Origin of the sequence: Alkalihalobacillus sp. NPDC127517, from assembly GCF_050276055.1 — a bacterium.
In the GTDB taxonomy this organism is placed as follows: domain Bacteria; phylum Bacillota; class Bacilli; order Bacillales; family Bacillaceae_D; genus Alkalicoccobacillus.
The window spans coordinates 196,215-210,724 of sequence record NZ_JBNNQX010000006.1 but is presented as its reverse complement, the minus strand read 5'-3'; the positions used below and the strand labels follow the sequence as shown (position 1 = coordinate 210,724).

The following is a 14,510-nucleotide window of genomic DNA, read 5'->3' as shown; positions in this document are numbered from 1 at the left end:
TAATGACTTTACCAAAGGTATTGACCATCGCCGGTTCTGATAGTGGGGGTGGAGCCGGCATACAAGCAGATTTAAAAACATTGCAAGAACTGGATACATACGGTTTAAGTGTGATCACGGCAATTACCGCTCAGAACACTGTTGGTGTTCAAGCCGTGCATCCGGTCTCACTACACGTTCTTACTGATCAATTAGAATCGGTTTTTAGTGATATTAAAGTAGATGCAGTCAAAACAGGAATGCTTGTATCGGCTGACTATATCCAATCCATCAGCAGGTATGTCAGTGAGTACAACGTGCACAGCTTAGTAATTGATCCCGTGCTTGGATCAACAACTGGTTCTGAATTGACGAAAGTCGAAGCAATTGAAGAGTTAAAGAACAGTTTATGGCCTTTGGCAACAGTTGTTACACCAAACTTAATTGAAGCGTCACAAATGCTTGGCTGGGATTCCATTAACACTGTTGGGGAGATGGAGAAAGCCATCTACGAGTTGCATAACTTTGGAGCGAAAAGTATTTTATTAAAGGGTGGACATCTGCCAGGTGGGGAATCAGTTGATCTCTTATATGATGGTCATACACTTACCCATTTTCCTATGAAACGAATTGATCAGCCTCATACGCATGGAACAGGGTGTACGCTCGCGTCTGCCATTGCCGCGGGACTTGCAAAGGGTGATTCAATTATTGAAGCGGTAAGCACGGCGAAAGAATTTGTGACATGTGCGATCAGAGAAGGGTTTTCGATTGGGCATGGTTCTGGTCCACTTAATCATTCAGCGTATCGCCATCGCCAGTAAACTGGCGATTTTTTATTCTTGTTGCTTTCTCTAAGCTATCTGTTCATGGTAACGTAGAGGAGATCACAACAATGGAGGAAAAAGATGAAAACGAAGAGTAATCATTTGATCGTTTTTCTATTACCTGTCGTATTAATGCTTGTTATGGCCATTGGAGGATATGTATTCCTTCAATCAGATGAGGCAAACGAATGGACCAATGAAGAGTTACAAGAAGAGATAGAGTGGAGGGGGACTCAGTCTGGATCAACCGTTGAATTATCCTGGGAATGGCCTGCTATGCCTGTAGATGGCATGTTTGGAGATGACTACATAGGTGTGGCTGGACCCGTAAAAGGGCTTAAGGTAGTGCTTCATGCATCTGACGGAGTCCTGCTAGAGGAAGAAGGTACAGAAGTAGAGAATGGTTGGATTGTCGCGTTTCCTACAGAGCTTGTTGAAAATAAAAGCTACGGGAATAGAGGGACTCTTTCAATTGAACTTGAATCAAATGAAGTCTCTCTAGACGAACTGACTGTACAATTGCTACATACATGGATGCAGCATGCGCCACTTGAGCAAAACGATGCCACATTTGAGGACCCATCATTTGGAGAAGCAACAAACGTTCCATATTGGGTTGAGACCATTCAGGTAGATCAATATGTTCGTTAGAGGCATGTCCTTTCAATCTGGTGTGTTTTTTATGACGAGCCAATATGTTTCCTGTGCTAGTCATCGTAAAGGAGTTCTACATAGTTGGGTTGAGCCTGTGTCTTTGCGTACAACCTTAAAGATGGCCAAAGAGCTGTTTGTGGGCATCCCTGCTCGTTTTATCATTTTGCCCATTCTATGTATCTTAGGCATCTTGATTCCACCCATCTTTCTAAACGAAAGCGGATTACCTGTCTATTCGTTGTTGTACCTTGCTTTTGGCATGCATTTCTTATTTCCTAAAAGCCTTCGCCAATATCATGGGGCTGAACATAAAGTATTCAGCTATAAAGGGCTCATTTCTAAAGTAAGAATAAGAGCAATTAATCGAGCTTCGATCGTAAACAGAGGCTGTTCTACAAATATTGTGGTTGTTTATTTTACAAGCGTTTGTCTTGGGGCGCTTCTTCTTATTGCAGCACAAGTAAATGGATCAACAGCATTAATGGTTTCTTCGTATGCAAGTATCATACCTGCAATACTTACGGAAAAGTTAATAAAAGCTTGGCCGAAGAGCTATATTACAAAGGTGTCAGCTTTCCTGCAACGAACGATCACCACAACTGAACCAGATCGGCATCATTTGCTGGCGGCTATTACATCCTATAGGCAGCTTGCTGAAATTGAGTTTCCACATCGAATCAGACGAATCAAAAAGGAGAGAAAAACAAAGATGGCTATTGTTGACGTAACAATTATACCAATTGGAACAGAAGGACCAAGTGTGAGTGACTATGTGGTAAATATACAACGAGTATTAGAATCCTTTGGAGAGCAGATTACATTTCAGTTAACCCCCATGAGTACACTGATTGAAGGGGAGCTTCCTGTGCTCTTTAAAGTGCTAGAAGCGATTCATGAAGTACCATTTGAACATGGGATTAAACGAGTTGCTACAAACATTCGAATTGATGATCGAAGAGACAAAAAGCAAACGATGGCCAGTAAGCTAGATTCTGTTCAAAGTAAGCTACAATCTTAATGATAATGAGGCAGAGTCATAACATTAATGTGGATAGCAAAACAACAGCATAGCACTATATCCGCTGCAGGAGAATCCCTCCGCTCATTTTGTGAAAAACCGAACGGCGAATGATTCGATCGAATCATTCGCCGTTTTCACGTTGATTTTAAGTTTTGGCTCAGCCTCTTTCTGACTTCATTAGTTGTTTTTTCATGGTGACATGTGGAATGCCGGCATCCATAAATTCTTCAGAGCAGATTGTGTAACCTAGATTTTCGTAAAAAATAACAGCATGTACCTGAGCATTTAGCTTAGCAGTTGGTATATGCTGATCCATTAGTACTTGCTCAATATGATTCATTAGTGCAACTCCGGCACCTTGCCCTCTAAGCTCTTTCGAGATACATACTCGTTCAAGTTTAGCATACGTATCTATATGACGAGTTCTTGCAGCTCCGGCTGGTTGGCCCGTCTCATCGTATAACACATAGTGAGTAGCTGTCGCGTCTAACTCATCCTTTTCAAGGTCACTTGATACGCCTTGCTCTTCGATAAAAACCTTTTCTCTCACTGAAAATGCATCATTTCGTTCAGAAGCATTCGTTACGGTGAGGATGTTCCACGTACGTTGGTTCATTTGTGTTACTCTCCCTTTAAGTAAAACGACTTTACGGTTTCCCATTTTTCGTCTTTTTCCTGTTTTATAAGGTGAAATTCGGTTATCTCTTCAAGATGCGTATAAGGATTCATTTGAAGTTGACCAATTAAATCATCATGTTCAGCTTCAGGTAAATCCTGAGCAATTGTAATATGAGGAACAAACGTTTGAGAATCTTCCTTATGAGTGTTGATCAGCTGATGAATCTTTTGGTATAAGGAATCCAATGTCTCATGCTTACGCACTTTAAAGAAAACCTTATGAGAAAGTGGTCTGAACGAATCAGCCTTGTAGATCTCAACTACAACTGGTGATAGATCAAGTGCAAGCTGATTAAGTGACTGAATGAATGTCTGTTGTTCATTCTCCTTACAATCAAATGTACCGGTTAGATTTATATGAGGAGGAATAAGCGCATACTGAGAGTCAAATCTTTTTCTAAACGAATTGGCTTCATCTTGTACAGATGGGGATGGAAAAAGGATCACACGATACATGGTTTCATTCCTCCTATAAGTTAGATATTAATAGGGAAGCATTGTTTTTAAAGCAGTTGGTAAATCTTTTTGCCAATAGGTCCACGTATGATTTCCTTCAAAGACCCGAAAACTGTAAGTCACAGGAGTTTCTTTTAGAATGTGTGATAAGTCTAGATTAGGTGTAAGAAAATCAGCTTCTTCACCATTTGTCATTTGAACAACCGTTTCCTCGGAACCGATCACATGGTAAATTGATAAACTATTCGTATACGAGTGATTTTGAGCTGCCTGAATCACATGTTGATCCACGTATGGTGAATGCATCATTACTTGACCAAAAAGTGTTGGATACTCTAAAGCCGTAAGTAAAGAAATGGTTCCGGCTAGCGAATCACCGGCGAGTGTTCGGGCTGATGCCAATGGGTGAGTAGGGTAATGCTCATCTACGTATGGAAGTAATTCAAACGCTAGAAATCTTCGATATGCTTCTGAACGTTTGCCTTCTGGATGGTAACGCTCTCTTCTCTCAGGTACACTAGGGTAAGGCACACCGATGATGATCGTTTCACGAACGTCGTATTCTGCCATAAGCTTTTCCATTTGACGAGGAATTCTCCCTAATTGAAAATAGTCCTTTCCATCTTGACAAATTAATACATCATAAGAAGAGAGTGGAGTATAGTTAGGTGGCAAATAGATAAGTAGCTGCACGTCGTCGTCCAGATATTGACTATGAATCACCGTGTCTTCTAAAGTTCCATGAAGTGTGGCCATGATGATATCACCTTTCTTTATCAAATAATAACTTTATTCAGAATGTATCGTACTCATTAGTTTATCATAACTTCTCTAAAAAGCGATGATTCTGCCCATGTGGTAGAATAGAATACAAGGGAGGCGGTTACAATGTTAGAAAGAGTCCCGTGTCAAACGGTTGAAAAGGCTGCTAGGCAGAAACTTATAGATCGTGGTGTGACAATAGAAGCAATTGCTGAAATTGTCTTTGATCTTCAGAAGCCCTATGCTGAAAATTTAGATATGGCTTCATGTATTGAAAGTACAGATGCAGTTCTCAGAAAAAGAGAGATCCAACATGCAATATTAGTTGGGGTTGAATTAGATGAACTAGCTGAAAAGGGCCTCTTAAGTGAACCTTTATTAAGCATGGTGAAACAAGATGAAGGACTATTTGGAGTGGATGAAACGATTGCTCTCGGATCTGTTTTTGGCTTTGGTAGTATTGCTGTAACAACATTCGGTTATCTAGATAAACAAAAGGTAGGAATTATACATGAGTTGGACAAGAGAAAAGAACATGTGAACACATTTTTAGATGATCTTGTAGCAAGTATCGCTGCGAGTGCTTCAGCAAGACTTGCACATCGCATTCGTGATTTAGAAGAAAATCGTCGATTAGTTGATATTAGAAAAAGAGAAGAAGAAGATTTAATTGGATAAAGGTTAAAGAATGAAATGCTTACCATACGATTCGATTAAGATAAGGAGAAGTTGGGAAGATGAAATCAGAGTTGCCTCGCTGGATTTATTATAAACAAGTGTTTTATTCAAAATTTCAGGCGGGTTGTCTAAAAGCAAAGATTGAAGATAATTGGCATAACGGCTATGAAATAGGTCCGCTCGTAGAGATCAAGAAACTCAAATCAAATAAGTATGTGGTTCGTTACACGTATGATGAAACGATTTAGCGCTTCCTTTTACACGCAAGCTGTCTATACTTTTGAAAAACTAATAAACTCTCTTTTAAGTATTCCATTTCTTCTGAACTGACAGCTAACGTTTGTTCATTTTCAGTGGTAATTGTCGATTTATGATTCGGTTGACTAATATCTGTTCTTCCAAGAAGGTAGTCAACAGAAATATCAAACGTATCAGCGATTAAGTACAAAATACCAATATCGGGCTTTCGAATGCCATTCTCGTAGCCTGATATGGTTGAAGCGGCTAGATTGACTCTCACTCCAAGTTCTTTCATCGTTAAATTATGCTTTAATCGTTGTTCTCTAAGGCGAGATGAAAACATAGGGAAAGATCTCTCCATTTCATTGTTGTGTCACTTTATTATACTTTGCAAAACGCAAAGTGCCAATTATTATTAATTTACTATTCGTAATGAATTGACGATTATGCAAAATGAATTATAATCATGTAAGGTATATAACAATGATGTGAGGGTCAGGGTGTGAACGAGATGAGCTTAGTAAAAAAAGCTAGACAAAACCTTGGATACAGTTTGGAAGTTTCTGCTCAGGAAATAGGGATTTCTGCTGGATATTTGTCACAAATTGAAAGTGGAAAACGACAAATTAGTGCTGAAAGGGCAAAGCGTATTGCCAAAGTGTATAACGTAGATTTAGAAGATATTTTTACGCCAACAAGGTATGGAAGAAAAGAATTGACGAGTCAAGATGAAGTAGACATACAAAAGACAGGCGGGAACTAATTCCCAGCCTGTCTTTTGTACGTTAAAGCCTTTATTTCGGATGGATCATGTTCTCAGGACGCACGGCTGCTTCGAATTCTTCTTCCGTTAATAAACCTGAGCTAATTGCTGCTTCTTTTAATGTTGTACGCTCAGCGTGTGCTTGTTTAGCGATTTTCGCTGCATTTTCATACCCAATGTGAGGGTTGAGGGCCGTAACAAGCATAAGTGATTCATTTAAATACTGAGTCATCTTTTCTTCATCAGGCTCAAGTCCAACTAAACATTTGTCATTAAAGTTTTGTAGACCGTCTGAGAGGAGACGAAGAGATTGAAGTACGTTAAAGATAATAACAGGTTTAAATACATTCAGTTGGAAATGACCTTGGCTTGCAGCAAACCCAACGGATGCATCATTTCCAAATACTTGAGTAGCTACCATCGTAAGTGCCTCACTTTGAGTAGGGTTCACCTTACCTGGCATAATAGAGCTTCCTGGCTCATTTGCAGGGATGATTACCTCTCCAATACCGCAACGCGGGCCACTTGCTAGCAGACGAATGTCATTGGCGATCTTGAATGCATCTGCAGCCAATGCTTTTAAAGCACTATGAAGATGGACAAGCTCATCATGACTTGTTAACGCGTGGAACTTGTTTGCTGCGGATTTAAACGTCGCACCTGTTTGTTTAGAAATTTGTGCAGATACTTGCTCAGAGAATTCTGGAGGTGCGTTAAGTCCTGTTCCTACTGCGGTACCGCCAATGGCTAATTCTCTTACATGATCAGTGCTTTGCTCGATCATTACCTTGCACTTCTCAAGCATACGCTTCCAGCCACTAATTTCTTGACCGAATGTTAAAGGCGTTGCATCTTGAAGATGAGTGCGACCAATTTTAATCACATGCTCAAATGCTTTTTCTTTTTCTGCAAGTGTTTCTGTAAATGTTTTTACTGCTGGCAGAAGATGCTGTTCTACATATAGAACCGTTGCTACGTGCATCGCCGTAGGAAATGTATCATTTGAACTTTGAGAACGGTTTACGTCATCATTTGGGTGAACCTTAAGGTCGTGACCGTTTTCCGTCAGCCATTGGTTTGCTATGTAGGCAATCACTTCGTTCACATTCATATTGGACTGTGTTCCACTACCTGTTTGCCAAACGACTAATGGGAAGTGATCATCATGCTTTCCATCAAGGATTTGGTCAGCAGCGTATGTAATGGCGTCTACTTTTTCTTTTTCTAATCCTTTTAATGAACCGTTTACAATAGCGGCTGCTTTTTTTAGATGAACAAAGGCGTAGACTACTTCTAATGGAATTTTCTCTTCACCGATTTTAAAGTTCTCTAAACTGCGTTGTGTTTGAGCTCCCCAAAAACGGTCTGCAGGTACTTGAATTTCACCAATCGTGTCTTTTTCTGTTCGTGTTTGCAACATGCCTCACCCTTTTTCACTTATTTTCAACACTCATATCATAACAGATAATTAAATTTCCTTAAATGAAAACGTTATATTTAAAAATATAAGACACTAATTTACGATCCGATAAAAAAGACGAATGCCTGTATAAGAGGACATTCGTCTTTATCGAAATGATTTATTCATCAAAAAGTTTAAGGTAAAGCTCGTATCCTTCATTTTTCAATTCGCTTTTTGGAACAAAACGGAGAGCGGCAGAGTTAATGCAATATCTTAATCCGTTTGGTCCTGGTCCGTCATTAAACACGTGACCAAGGTGAGAATCGGCATCCTTACTACGAACTTCGGTACGTACCATGAAGTGGCTGCGATCTTCTTTTTCAAGAATTTCTTCTTCTACAATTGGCTTGGTAAAGCTTGGCCAACCGCATCCAGCGTCATATTTATCTGTTGAGCTGAAGAGAGGTTTACCTGAGACAATATCAACGTAAATGCCTTCCTCTACGTGGTCATGGTATTCATTACGAAAAGGCTGCTCTGTTCCATTGTTTTGAGTAACATCATATTGAATTGGAGTCAGCTTCGCTTTTAATTCCTCTTTTGAAGGTTTTTGTGACATTATTTATTCCCCCAGGTTGACTTAGTAAATGCTTCTCGCCCAGATCCTTTTTGATACATCTTATAGCGGATTGGGTTCTTTTTATAATAATCTTGATGATACTCTTCAGCAGGATAAAAGGGACTCGCAGGAAGAATATCCGTCACAATCGGCTTCTCAAATCGTCCACTTGCCTGAAGGCGTTCTTTTGATGCGAACGCAGCTTCTTTTTGAGCGTCATTGTGGTAAAAGATGGCTGTTTTGTATGAATGTCCACGATCATAGAATTGTCCACCTGGATCTGTAGGATCAATCTGTTGCCAGAATACATCTAACAACAGTTCATAGGAAAATTCATCTGGATTAAATGTAATTTGAACAGCTTCATAGTGGCCAGTTGATTCACTACAAACTTCCTCATACGTAGGATTTACCGTTGTTCCACCTGTATAGCCAGATACGACAGACTCAATACCTTTGTACGAATCAAACGGTTTAACCATACACCAGAAGCAACCTCCAGCGAACGTAGCTTGTTGAAATGCGGATTCGGTCAATGGATACTCATCCCTTTCTTGACTTATCATGTAGTGGAAAGTCTACTATATCATATTGTGTACAAATCTCAGAAGAATACGCTTAAAACCCTCTCCCGGTTCTAGGGAGAGGGTCAAACTCAGTTGGAGCTTATGATAGCTTGGTTGGCAAGGCCTCAACGGCTTCAGTCACTTTATCTAACTTTCTCTCTAAACGATTAAGTAGATAAAGGGTAACCATAATCGGGAAACCATATTCACTAATGAGAGGCACCCAGAGTTCAACTCCGTTCATGATTAGCTTCCTAATGGAATAGATGTGACTTCATTATGGACCAATCTAGCCCCTTTAATCGCGGTTAGTTTTCCACCTGAGGCCAGAAACACATCTTCAGCGAGAATGGTTTCCATCACTGATTGAACAAGCTGCGCATCCACCGGTTCAATTGGATGATCAACAGATACAATGACTTGTTTACCCATCTGGTCTTCAAATAATAAGTCGAGTTTTTTGCTCATTGTCTTCCTCCTTTTTGTTTTTGTTAATTATGTCTTAGTCAAGGATGTACGTGTTCTGACGAGAGACAGTGAGAAGTGGGTATTGCTGCAAACTGACGAGTGCGTGAGCAGTTGTTGTCATTGCTTCATCACTGGCTTCCCCATCAATATTTTGAAAGGATTTTGAAGTCAGTAGGTCCTTTCCATCATTCCCTCGACCAATAACAAACTGAAGAATTAGTCTTGTACGTTGATTCATCTTATCACCTCCTATATGTTATAAATCGCAAATCATCTTATAAAAAGGGGGAAGGAATTTATAAATTATTTCGTAAGTAGTTTTATTCCATAGTTGAGAGGGGAAAGGAATATAGATTAGATCTTTTAAAAAAGGAGAGGATTTGTATATATGGAAGAATCGAAACAATCAACATCATTGTCTAAAAATGTGTTATACATCTCTACGAGTATAATTGTTTTGTTAATTTTATGGGGAGCTCTTTCACCAAGTTCGCTCGGAAACGCCTCTGGTGTAGCACTAGATTGGATTATTGAAACCTTCGGATGGTTTTACATGCTCTTATTATCAGCATTTGTTTTAATTGGACTTGGATTAGCGGTGTCGCCCTTTGGAAAGATTCGTCTAGGAAAAGAAGGGGAGAGACCAGAGCATTCATGGTTGTCCTGGATTGGAATGCTTTTTGCATCTGGGCTTGGAGTTGGATTTGTATTTTTTGGAGTGGCAGAACCACTTCTTTATTACCTGGATACGCCAGTTGGGATAGAGCCATCAACAGTTGACTCAGCTGAGGCAGGCATTCGGTATGGTGTGTTTCACTGGGGTCTACATGCTTGGGGAGCATTTTCGATTGTCGGCTTAACGCTTGCATACGTTCAATTTCGAAAGGGACGTCCAGCTTTAATCAGTTCAGCATTTTATCCTTTAATCGGGAACAAGGTGAATGGATGGATCGGACAGCTTATTGATACCCTTGCTGTTATTGCAACGTGCGCAGGAGTGGCAACAACATTTGGTCTTAGCGCTATGCAAATTAGTGGTGGACTTTCATATGTAACCTCTTTACCTAACACAATTTACATACAACTTGCCGTTATCTTGATTGTGACCATTTTATTTATTTTTTCCGCCGTTAAAGGAATTGATAAAGGGATTAAACGCTTAAGTAATATCAATCTAGTTCTTGCAGGTTTACTTTTACTGTTTGTTCTTTTCTCAGGACCGACTTTATTCATGTTGGAGAACATGGTAAATACGTTTGGTGGGTATCTCTCAAATATTATATCAATGTCATTTACAATGACTCCTTATAGTGAAAGTGAATGGTTAGGAACGAACACCATCTTTTTCTGGGCCTGGCATGTATCTTGGTCTCCTTTTGTTGGATTGTTCATAGCGCGAATTTCTAAAGGAAGAACTGTTCGTGAGTTTATGGCAGGTGTGTTAGTCGTCCCAACCGTTCTAGCAATTATATGGTTCAGTATCTTTGGTGGGGGAGGCTTATTCTTCGAAATGTATCAAGGCGCTGGCTTGGCAGATGTAGTATCGAACAATGTCGAGGATGCGATGTTTGTGTTATTAGAACAACTACCACTTACTGCCTTTATAAGTGGGGTAGCGATTTTGCTTATTCTAATCTTCTTTATTACGTCAGCTGATTCCGCTTCATTTGTACTTGGGTCTATGACTTCAAACGGTCATTTAAATCCATCAATAAAACTAAAAGTCATCTGGGGTGTGTTGATTGCTGGTACCGCATCCGTATTATTAATAAGTGGGGACGGCGGACTAGACGCCTTACAAACCGCTGCACTTACAGCAGCCTTGCCATTTGCCTGTATTCTTATCTTAATGATTGTCTCCGTGTTTATTATGATGGGGCGAGATCTAGGCTATGAAAAACGAAAAAAACGTTCAGAGCAGCTTGAGGTCATTAAGTCTGAGGTGAAAGACGAAATCAAAGAGGATCTATACGAGGAATTAAAAGAGGAAGTGTACGATGAAGTAAGACAGGAATTACAAGAATCAGAACGAAAAAAAGAAGATTAGATTATCCAATCAAAAAGTAAGCGAAGACGAAGGAACTAGTAGTTGATCCTTCGTCTTCGCTTCGTTTTTGTTTAGTTTAAGGAACGTTGATTGAGAGCAAAGTGTTTTAATTCATCAATCACGTCATTTTTTTCTTTGTCAGTAAGTAAAAGCTCAAGTCCATACTGATACTCACCCGCTACCGGTTTCATCCACTGGACTGATCCTTTTAGACAAAGAGGTTGATCCTCCAAAGTAAATCGAACCTCTAACAGAATTGAATAAGAAGTTGGATCCGGTAACTTGTACTTCGATTTAATGCGAATGCCCCCTGGACTAAGGTTAAGAATAGAAAGCTCACCTTCTGCTATTTGAACCTCTTGCTCATTCAATGTATTGATGTGAAATGTTCCACTTATTGATGGCTCAAACGTATATCGAAAGCTTTCATCACGCTTATAACGCACAGTGTGACTCCTCCTCCATCAACCATATAGTTTCATTATCGGTAATGGTTTCTAGGAAATCAAGTAGTATAATTGAATTCCGAAATGAATAGAGAAAAAAGCAAGCATCGTTGCAGCAACAATGTTTAACCCTTTTAATACCTTTGCCTTCATTAAAAATGAAGAGAAATGAGTTAGAAAAGACAGATTTAGATTCCACAGTAAAATCCCGAAGAAAATGAGCAAACTGTACCATAAAATAAACAACCCGTTTGATTTTTCTACAATCTCACTTAGCACGGAGCCATAAATTCCAAACCAAAACATGATATTAATTGGATTGATGAGGGCAATAATTAACCCAGTATAAAAACAATTCCAAAAGATTGATTTTTTGGGGCGAATCAAGTGTCGATCCTTCCATAAAGATTGAGGAGCCTTCTTAAAGGTTCGAATACTTAAATAAGCCAGAAATAAACATCCGCACAAATAAAGGATCGCTTGCGTTGTGACATGGGTCAGTAAAGAGCCTAAACCAAAGTAAATCGTAGTCATAAACAGGGCGTCTGCTGTCATCCCACCGATTCCAACAGCGATTCCACCTAAAAAACCATTCCGAAGCGTTCGATTAATAATTTCCAAACAAATTGGGCCAACAGGAGCAGCAAGAGAAATCCCCAAAACGATAGCTGAAATCGCAGTGATCAAAGAACTCCTTCCTTTCCATCCGTTCATTTTGTCTTTTACTAATACATGTCCAAGTTTGTGAAAATAGACATGTTATTTTTTGGGTACTTTGTAGAAATGTAAAGAGATCTATAAATTCGATGTGAAAGCGATTACGAAACAGTGAGGCGGGAAAAGAAGAGTAAGCAAGAGAACATAACAAAATCACTGAAGGAGGAAATCATAATGAGCAAAAAATTGATGTATAGTATGATGGCGGGTATCTTTTCAGTAGGGATGTTAGCGGCTTGCGGAGATGGTGAGACGGATGGTACAGATCCGATGGAACCGGCTGATCCGGGTCAAGATGAAATGCAAGATGATGGAATGAATGATGGTATGGGTGACGACTCAGATATGTAATCGTCGAATAATAAGATAGGTTTAAAAAGAAAGTGGGTAATCCTGTTTAACAGGATGCCTTTTTTCTTTGGTAAGAAACGACAGAATTAAGCCTTGTTCTATGTTTATTTCATCTTCAGGCATGTTAAAATAAGACCGATGACAAGGAGATGAAGGAACGTATGAGATTTAAAATTGGCTATCGCACAATTAAAACAGCAATTGGCGTTTTAGTTGCAACAGCCATTTCACAAGCATTACAGCTAGATTCATTTGGATCGGCTGCCGTCATTACGATATTATGTATTTCGGTTACAAGAAAGAATTCATTAAGAGTATCCTGGCACCGCTTTGCTGCCTGTCTTTTAGGAATGATTCTTAGTATGGGTATCTTTGAATTACTTGGTTATACGCCTCTTGTTCTCGGATTATTTATGTTGTTATTTATACCATTTGTTGTGGCACTTCGTTTAAGTTTAGGGATCGTTACAAGTTCGGTCATCGTGCTTCATATTTATACCCATGCGAATGCAACAGTGGATTTGTTTATGAATGAACTTCTTTTAGTCGTCATTGGGATTGGAACGGCCTTACTTATGAACTTGTATATGCCAAGCAGTGAACGTCAGTTACGAATCTTTAAAAAACAAATCGAGCAAAACTTTAGCTTAATCCTTTATGAATTTTCTACTTATATTCGTAAAGGAGACAGTGAATGGACTGGCGCTGAAATTTCAGACACGGTTCGATTATTAGATGAGAGTAAGAACTTGGCAATTCGTGAGAGAAATAACCAAATCCTTAAAGAAGAGGATCAGTACTTTCATTATTTTCAAATGAGGGAAAAACAATTTGAAATTCTTGAACGCTTGATGCCATTTATTACCACGATTCATGGGTCCGTTTCGCAAAGTGAAAACCTTGCAGACTTTCTTGAAGAGCTAAGCAAGGCAGTGAGTCCGACCAATCATGTGCCTTATTTTTTAGGTCAACTAGAAAAGATGCGTGAAACCTTTAAAGAAATGGAGCTTCCGACATCGAGAGAAGAGTTTGAAGTTCGATCTGCACTTGCATATATTATGCATGAGCTACAACAGTACTTATTAATTAAAGACTCTTTATGGAATGAAAAAAAGGATACAAACGTTAAAAAAAGAGCATTCTAACACTAGAAAAGGAGGGGTTTCTAGTGTTTAACATGCTTATTGCGATTCTCATGATTGTGGCTTCTCCCATTTGGCCGATTGGGGAGAATCCAATAAGTGGGGATCCTTTTTTAATTGTGAACGTTTCTACACATCAACTTGCTTTTATTCATGACAATGTAGTAAAAGACGTACTGCCTGCTGCAACGGGCAAGCAGGAAAGTCAGACACCACTTGGTTTGTTTACGGTTACGGTTAAGGCGAATAATCCATATTATCGCAAGAAGAATATCTCAGGTGGAGACAAAAATAACCCTTTAGGAAGTAGATGGATTGGTTTTGATGCACTAGATACAGAAGGAAGAACGTACGGGGTGCATGGAACAAACAGACCTCATTCTGTTGGCTATCCTGTAACTGCTGGCTGCATTCGATTAACAAACGAAACCATTGAACAGCTGTATGATCAGGTTCCACTTGGAACAAAGATTCTCATTACGAATCAAACAGATTCATTTGAGAAAATTGGATTGCAGTACGGGGCATTAACGAATTAAGGAAACAAAAAAAGAAACACCAGGATCGGCGTTTCTTTTTCCTCTATATTACAAGCCACCCATACCTGCAACTCCCATGAATACACCGCTTAAGACAATTGCAACAAGCATGATATAAATCACAACTTTTTGTAGTCCTTTTCTTTGCATGGAAT

The 14,510-nt window shown here is 39.4% G+C and carries 23 protein-coding genes; 10 read left to right on the top strand and 13 right to left on the bottom strand.

Annotated elements, in window-relative coordinates; all coding sequences use genetic code 11:
• Nucleotides 1-2 precede the first annotated feature (2 nt).
• From thiD to ACQKKO_RS10145, 3 genes are all read left to right on the top strand, one after another.
• Nucleotides 3-803 (top strand): bifunctional hydroxymethylpyrimidine kinase/phosphomethylpyrimidine kinase, encoded by an 801-nt coding sequence (gene thiD, locus ACQKKO_RS10155; RefSeq protein ID WP_498646785.1) that lies wholly within the window; start codon nt 3-5, stop codon nt 801-803.
• A gap of 84 nt (nt 804-887) precedes the next feature.
• Nucleotides 888-1,457, top strand: a complete 570-nt coding sequence (locus ACQKKO_RS10150; protein WP_498646783.1) for a hypothetical protein — start codon at nt 888-890, stop codon at nt 1,455-1,457.
• Nucleotides 1,458-1,488: 31 nt separating this feature from the next.
• The gene (locus ACQKKO_RS10145) at nt 1,489-2,478 is read left to right on the top strand and encodes an MTH1187 family thiamine-binding protein (protein ID WP_498646779.1); all 990 of its coding nucleotides are present in this window, start codon (nt 1,489-1,491) and stop codon (nt 2,476-2,478) included.
• Nucleotides 2,479-2,638: 160 nt separating this feature from the next.
• On the opposite strand, the gene ACQKKO_RS10140 is transcribed toward ACQKKO_RS10145, so the two are convergent.
• The 3 genes from ACQKKO_RS10140 to ACQKKO_RS10130 are packed head-to-tail and all read right to left on the bottom strand — an operon-like array spanning nt 2,639 to nt 4,371.
• On the bottom strand, nt 2,639-3,097 hold the full coding sequence (locus ACQKKO_RS10140) for a GNAT family N-acetyltransferase (RefSeq protein WP_498646777.1): 459 nt from the start codon (nt 3,095-3,097) through the stop codon (nt 2,639-2,641).
• Nucleotides 3,098-3,102: 5 nt separating this feature from the next.
• Nucleotides 3,103-3,615, bottom strand: coding sequence for a 2'-5' RNA ligase family protein (locus tag ACQKKO_RS10135; protein ID WP_498646776.1), 513 nt, complete (start codon nt 3,613-3,615; stop codon nt 3,103-3,105).
• A gap of 27 nt (nt 3,616-3,642) precedes the next feature.
• Nucleotides 3,643-4,371: an alpha/beta hydrolase gene (locus tag ACQKKO_RS10130; protein ID WP_498646774.1), complete on the bottom strand. Its 729-nt coding sequence runs from the start codon at nt 4,369-4,371 to the stop codon at nt 3,643-3,645.
• 132 nt (nt 4,372-4,503) lie between these two features.
• Here ACQKKO_RS10130 and ACQKKO_RS10125 point away from each other — a divergent pair, with 132 nt between their 5' ends.
• Nucleotides 4,504-5,055 (top strand): phosphatidylglycerophosphatase A family protein, encoded by a 552-nt coding sequence (locus ACQKKO_RS10125; protein WP_203086502.1) that lies wholly within the window; start codon nt 4,504-4,506, stop codon nt 5,053-5,055.
• 59 nt (nt 5,056-5,114) lie between these two features.
• Nucleotides 5,115-5,303 carry a hypothetical protein gene (locus ACQKKO_RS10120; RefSeq protein WP_203086503.1) on the top strand — a complete coding sequence of 63 codons (189 nt, stop codon included), beginning with the start codon at nt 5,115-5,117 and terminating at the stop codon, nt 5,301-5,303.
• Here the strand turns inward: ACQKKO_RS10120 and ACQKKO_RS10115 are convergent.
• A complete protein-coding gene (locus ACQKKO_RS10115; RefSeq protein WP_498646772.1) occupies nt 5,300-5,638 on the bottom strand; it encodes a helix-turn-helix domain-containing protein in 339 nt (112 codons plus the stop codon). The genes ACQKKO_RS10120 and ACQKKO_RS10115 overlap by 4 nt on opposite strands.
• Before the next feature lie 168 nt (nt 5,639-5,806).
• On the opposite strand from ACQKKO_RS10115, the gene ACQKKO_RS10110 reads away from it, so the two are divergent.
• Nucleotides 5,807-6,058, top strand: a complete 252-nt coding sequence (locus tag ACQKKO_RS10110) for a helix-turn-helix domain-containing protein (RefSeq protein ID WP_498646771.1) — start codon at nt 5,807-5,809, stop codon at nt 6,056-6,058.
• A gap of 31 nt (nt 6,059-6,089) precedes the next feature.
• Here ACQKKO_RS10110 and fumC read toward each other — a convergent pair whose 3' ends face one another.
• The 6 genes from fumC to ACQKKO_RS10080 all read right to left on the bottom strand — a co-directional run bounded on the left by fumC (nt 6,090) and on the right by ACQKKO_RS10080 (nt 9,351).
• On the bottom strand, nt 6,090-7,475 hold the full coding sequence (fumC, locus tag ACQKKO_RS10105) for a class II fumarate hydratase (RefSeq protein WP_498646770.1): 1,386 nt from the start codon (nt 7,473-7,475) through the stop codon (nt 6,090-6,092).
• Nucleotides 7,476-7,638: 163 nt separating this feature from the next.
• Complete coding sequence (gene msrB / locus ACQKKO_RS10100) at nt 7,639-8,079, bottom strand: peptide-methionine (R)-S-oxide reductase MsrB (protein WP_498646768.1); 441 nt, start codon at nt 8,077-8,079, stop codon at nt 7,639-7,641.
• Nucleotides 8,079-8,645 (bottom strand): peptide-methionine (S)-S-oxide reductase MsrA, encoded by a 567-nt coding sequence (gene msrA / locus ACQKKO_RS10095; protein WP_498646766.1) that lies wholly within the window; start codon nt 8,643-8,645, stop codon nt 8,079-8,081. Before msrA ends, msrB begins: the two co-directional genes overlap by 1 nt.
• A 100-nt stretch (nt 8,646-8,745) precedes the next feature.
• On the bottom strand, nt 8,746-8,889 hold the full coding sequence (locus ACQKKO_RS10090) for a YvrJ family protein (protein ID WP_203086508.1): 144 nt from the start codon (nt 8,887-8,889) through the stop codon (nt 8,746-8,748).
• A gap of 2 nt (nt 8,890-8,891) precedes the next feature.
• Nucleotides 8,892-9,113 (bottom strand): DUF2922 domain-containing protein, encoded by a 222-nt coding sequence (locus ACQKKO_RS10085; protein WP_498646762.1) that lies wholly within the window; start codon nt 9,111-9,113, stop codon nt 8,892-8,894.
• Between the two features lie 34 nt (nt 9,114-9,147).
• Nucleotides 9,148-9,351 carry a DUF1659 domain-containing protein gene (locus ACQKKO_RS10080; protein WP_498646759.1) on the bottom strand — a complete coding sequence of 68 codons (204 nt, stop codon included), beginning with the start codon at nt 9,349-9,351 and terminating at the stop codon, nt 9,148-9,150.
• Nucleotides 9,352-9,501: 150 nt separating this feature from the next.
• On the opposite strand from ACQKKO_RS10080, the gene ACQKKO_RS10075 reads away from it, so the two are divergent.
• Complete coding sequence (locus ACQKKO_RS10075) at nt 9,502-11,160, top strand: BCCT family transporter (protein ID WP_498646757.1); 1,659 nt, start codon at nt 9,502-9,504, stop codon at nt 11,158-11,160.
• A gap of 71 nt (nt 11,161-11,231) precedes the next feature.
• On the opposite strand, the gene ACQKKO_RS10070 is transcribed toward ACQKKO_RS10075, so the two are convergent.
• Together ACQKKO_RS10070 and ACQKKO_RS10065 are read right to left on the bottom strand one after the other, a co-directional pair.
• Nucleotides 11,232-11,606: a PilZ domain-containing protein gene (locus tag ACQKKO_RS10070; protein ID WP_498646755.1), complete on the bottom strand. Its 375-nt coding sequence runs from the start codon at nt 11,604-11,606 to the stop codon at nt 11,232-11,234.
• 51 nt (nt 11,607-11,657) lie between these two features.
• A complete protein-coding gene (locus ACQKKO_RS10065) occupies nt 11,658-12,293 on the bottom strand; it encodes a LysE family translocator (protein WP_498646754.1) in 636 nt (211 codons plus the stop codon).
• A gap of 204 nt (nt 12,294-12,497) precedes the next feature.
• On the opposite strand from ACQKKO_RS10065, the gene ACQKKO_RS10060 reads away from it, so the two are divergent.
• From ACQKKO_RS10060 to ACQKKO_RS10050, 3 genes are all read left to right on the top strand, one after another.
• Complete coding sequence (locus ACQKKO_RS10060) at nt 12,498-12,674, top strand: hypothetical protein (protein WP_203086514.1); 177 nt, start codon at nt 12,498-12,500, stop codon at nt 12,672-12,674.
• Between the two features lie 161 nt (nt 12,675-12,835).
• On the top strand, nt 12,836-13,819 hold the full coding sequence (locus tag ACQKKO_RS10055) for an aromatic acid exporter family protein (protein WP_498646751.1): 984 nt from the start codon (nt 12,836-12,838) through the stop codon (nt 13,817-13,819).
• A gap of 32 nt (nt 13,820-13,851) precedes the next feature.
• Nucleotides 13,852-14,355: a L,D-transpeptidase gene (locus ACQKKO_RS10050; protein WP_498646921.1), complete on the top strand. Its 504-nt coding sequence runs from the start codon at nt 13,852-13,854 to the stop codon at nt 14,353-14,355.
• Between the two features lie 48 nt (nt 14,356-14,403).
• Here the strand turns inward: ACQKKO_RS10050 and prli42 are convergent, their stop codons facing one another.
• Entirely contained in the window at nt 14,404-14,505 is a 102-nt protein-coding gene (prli42, locus tag ACQKKO_RS10045; protein WP_498646748.1) for a stressosome-associated protein Prli42, read from the bottom strand.
• Between the last annotated feature and the right edge of the window lie 5 nt (nt 14,506-14,510).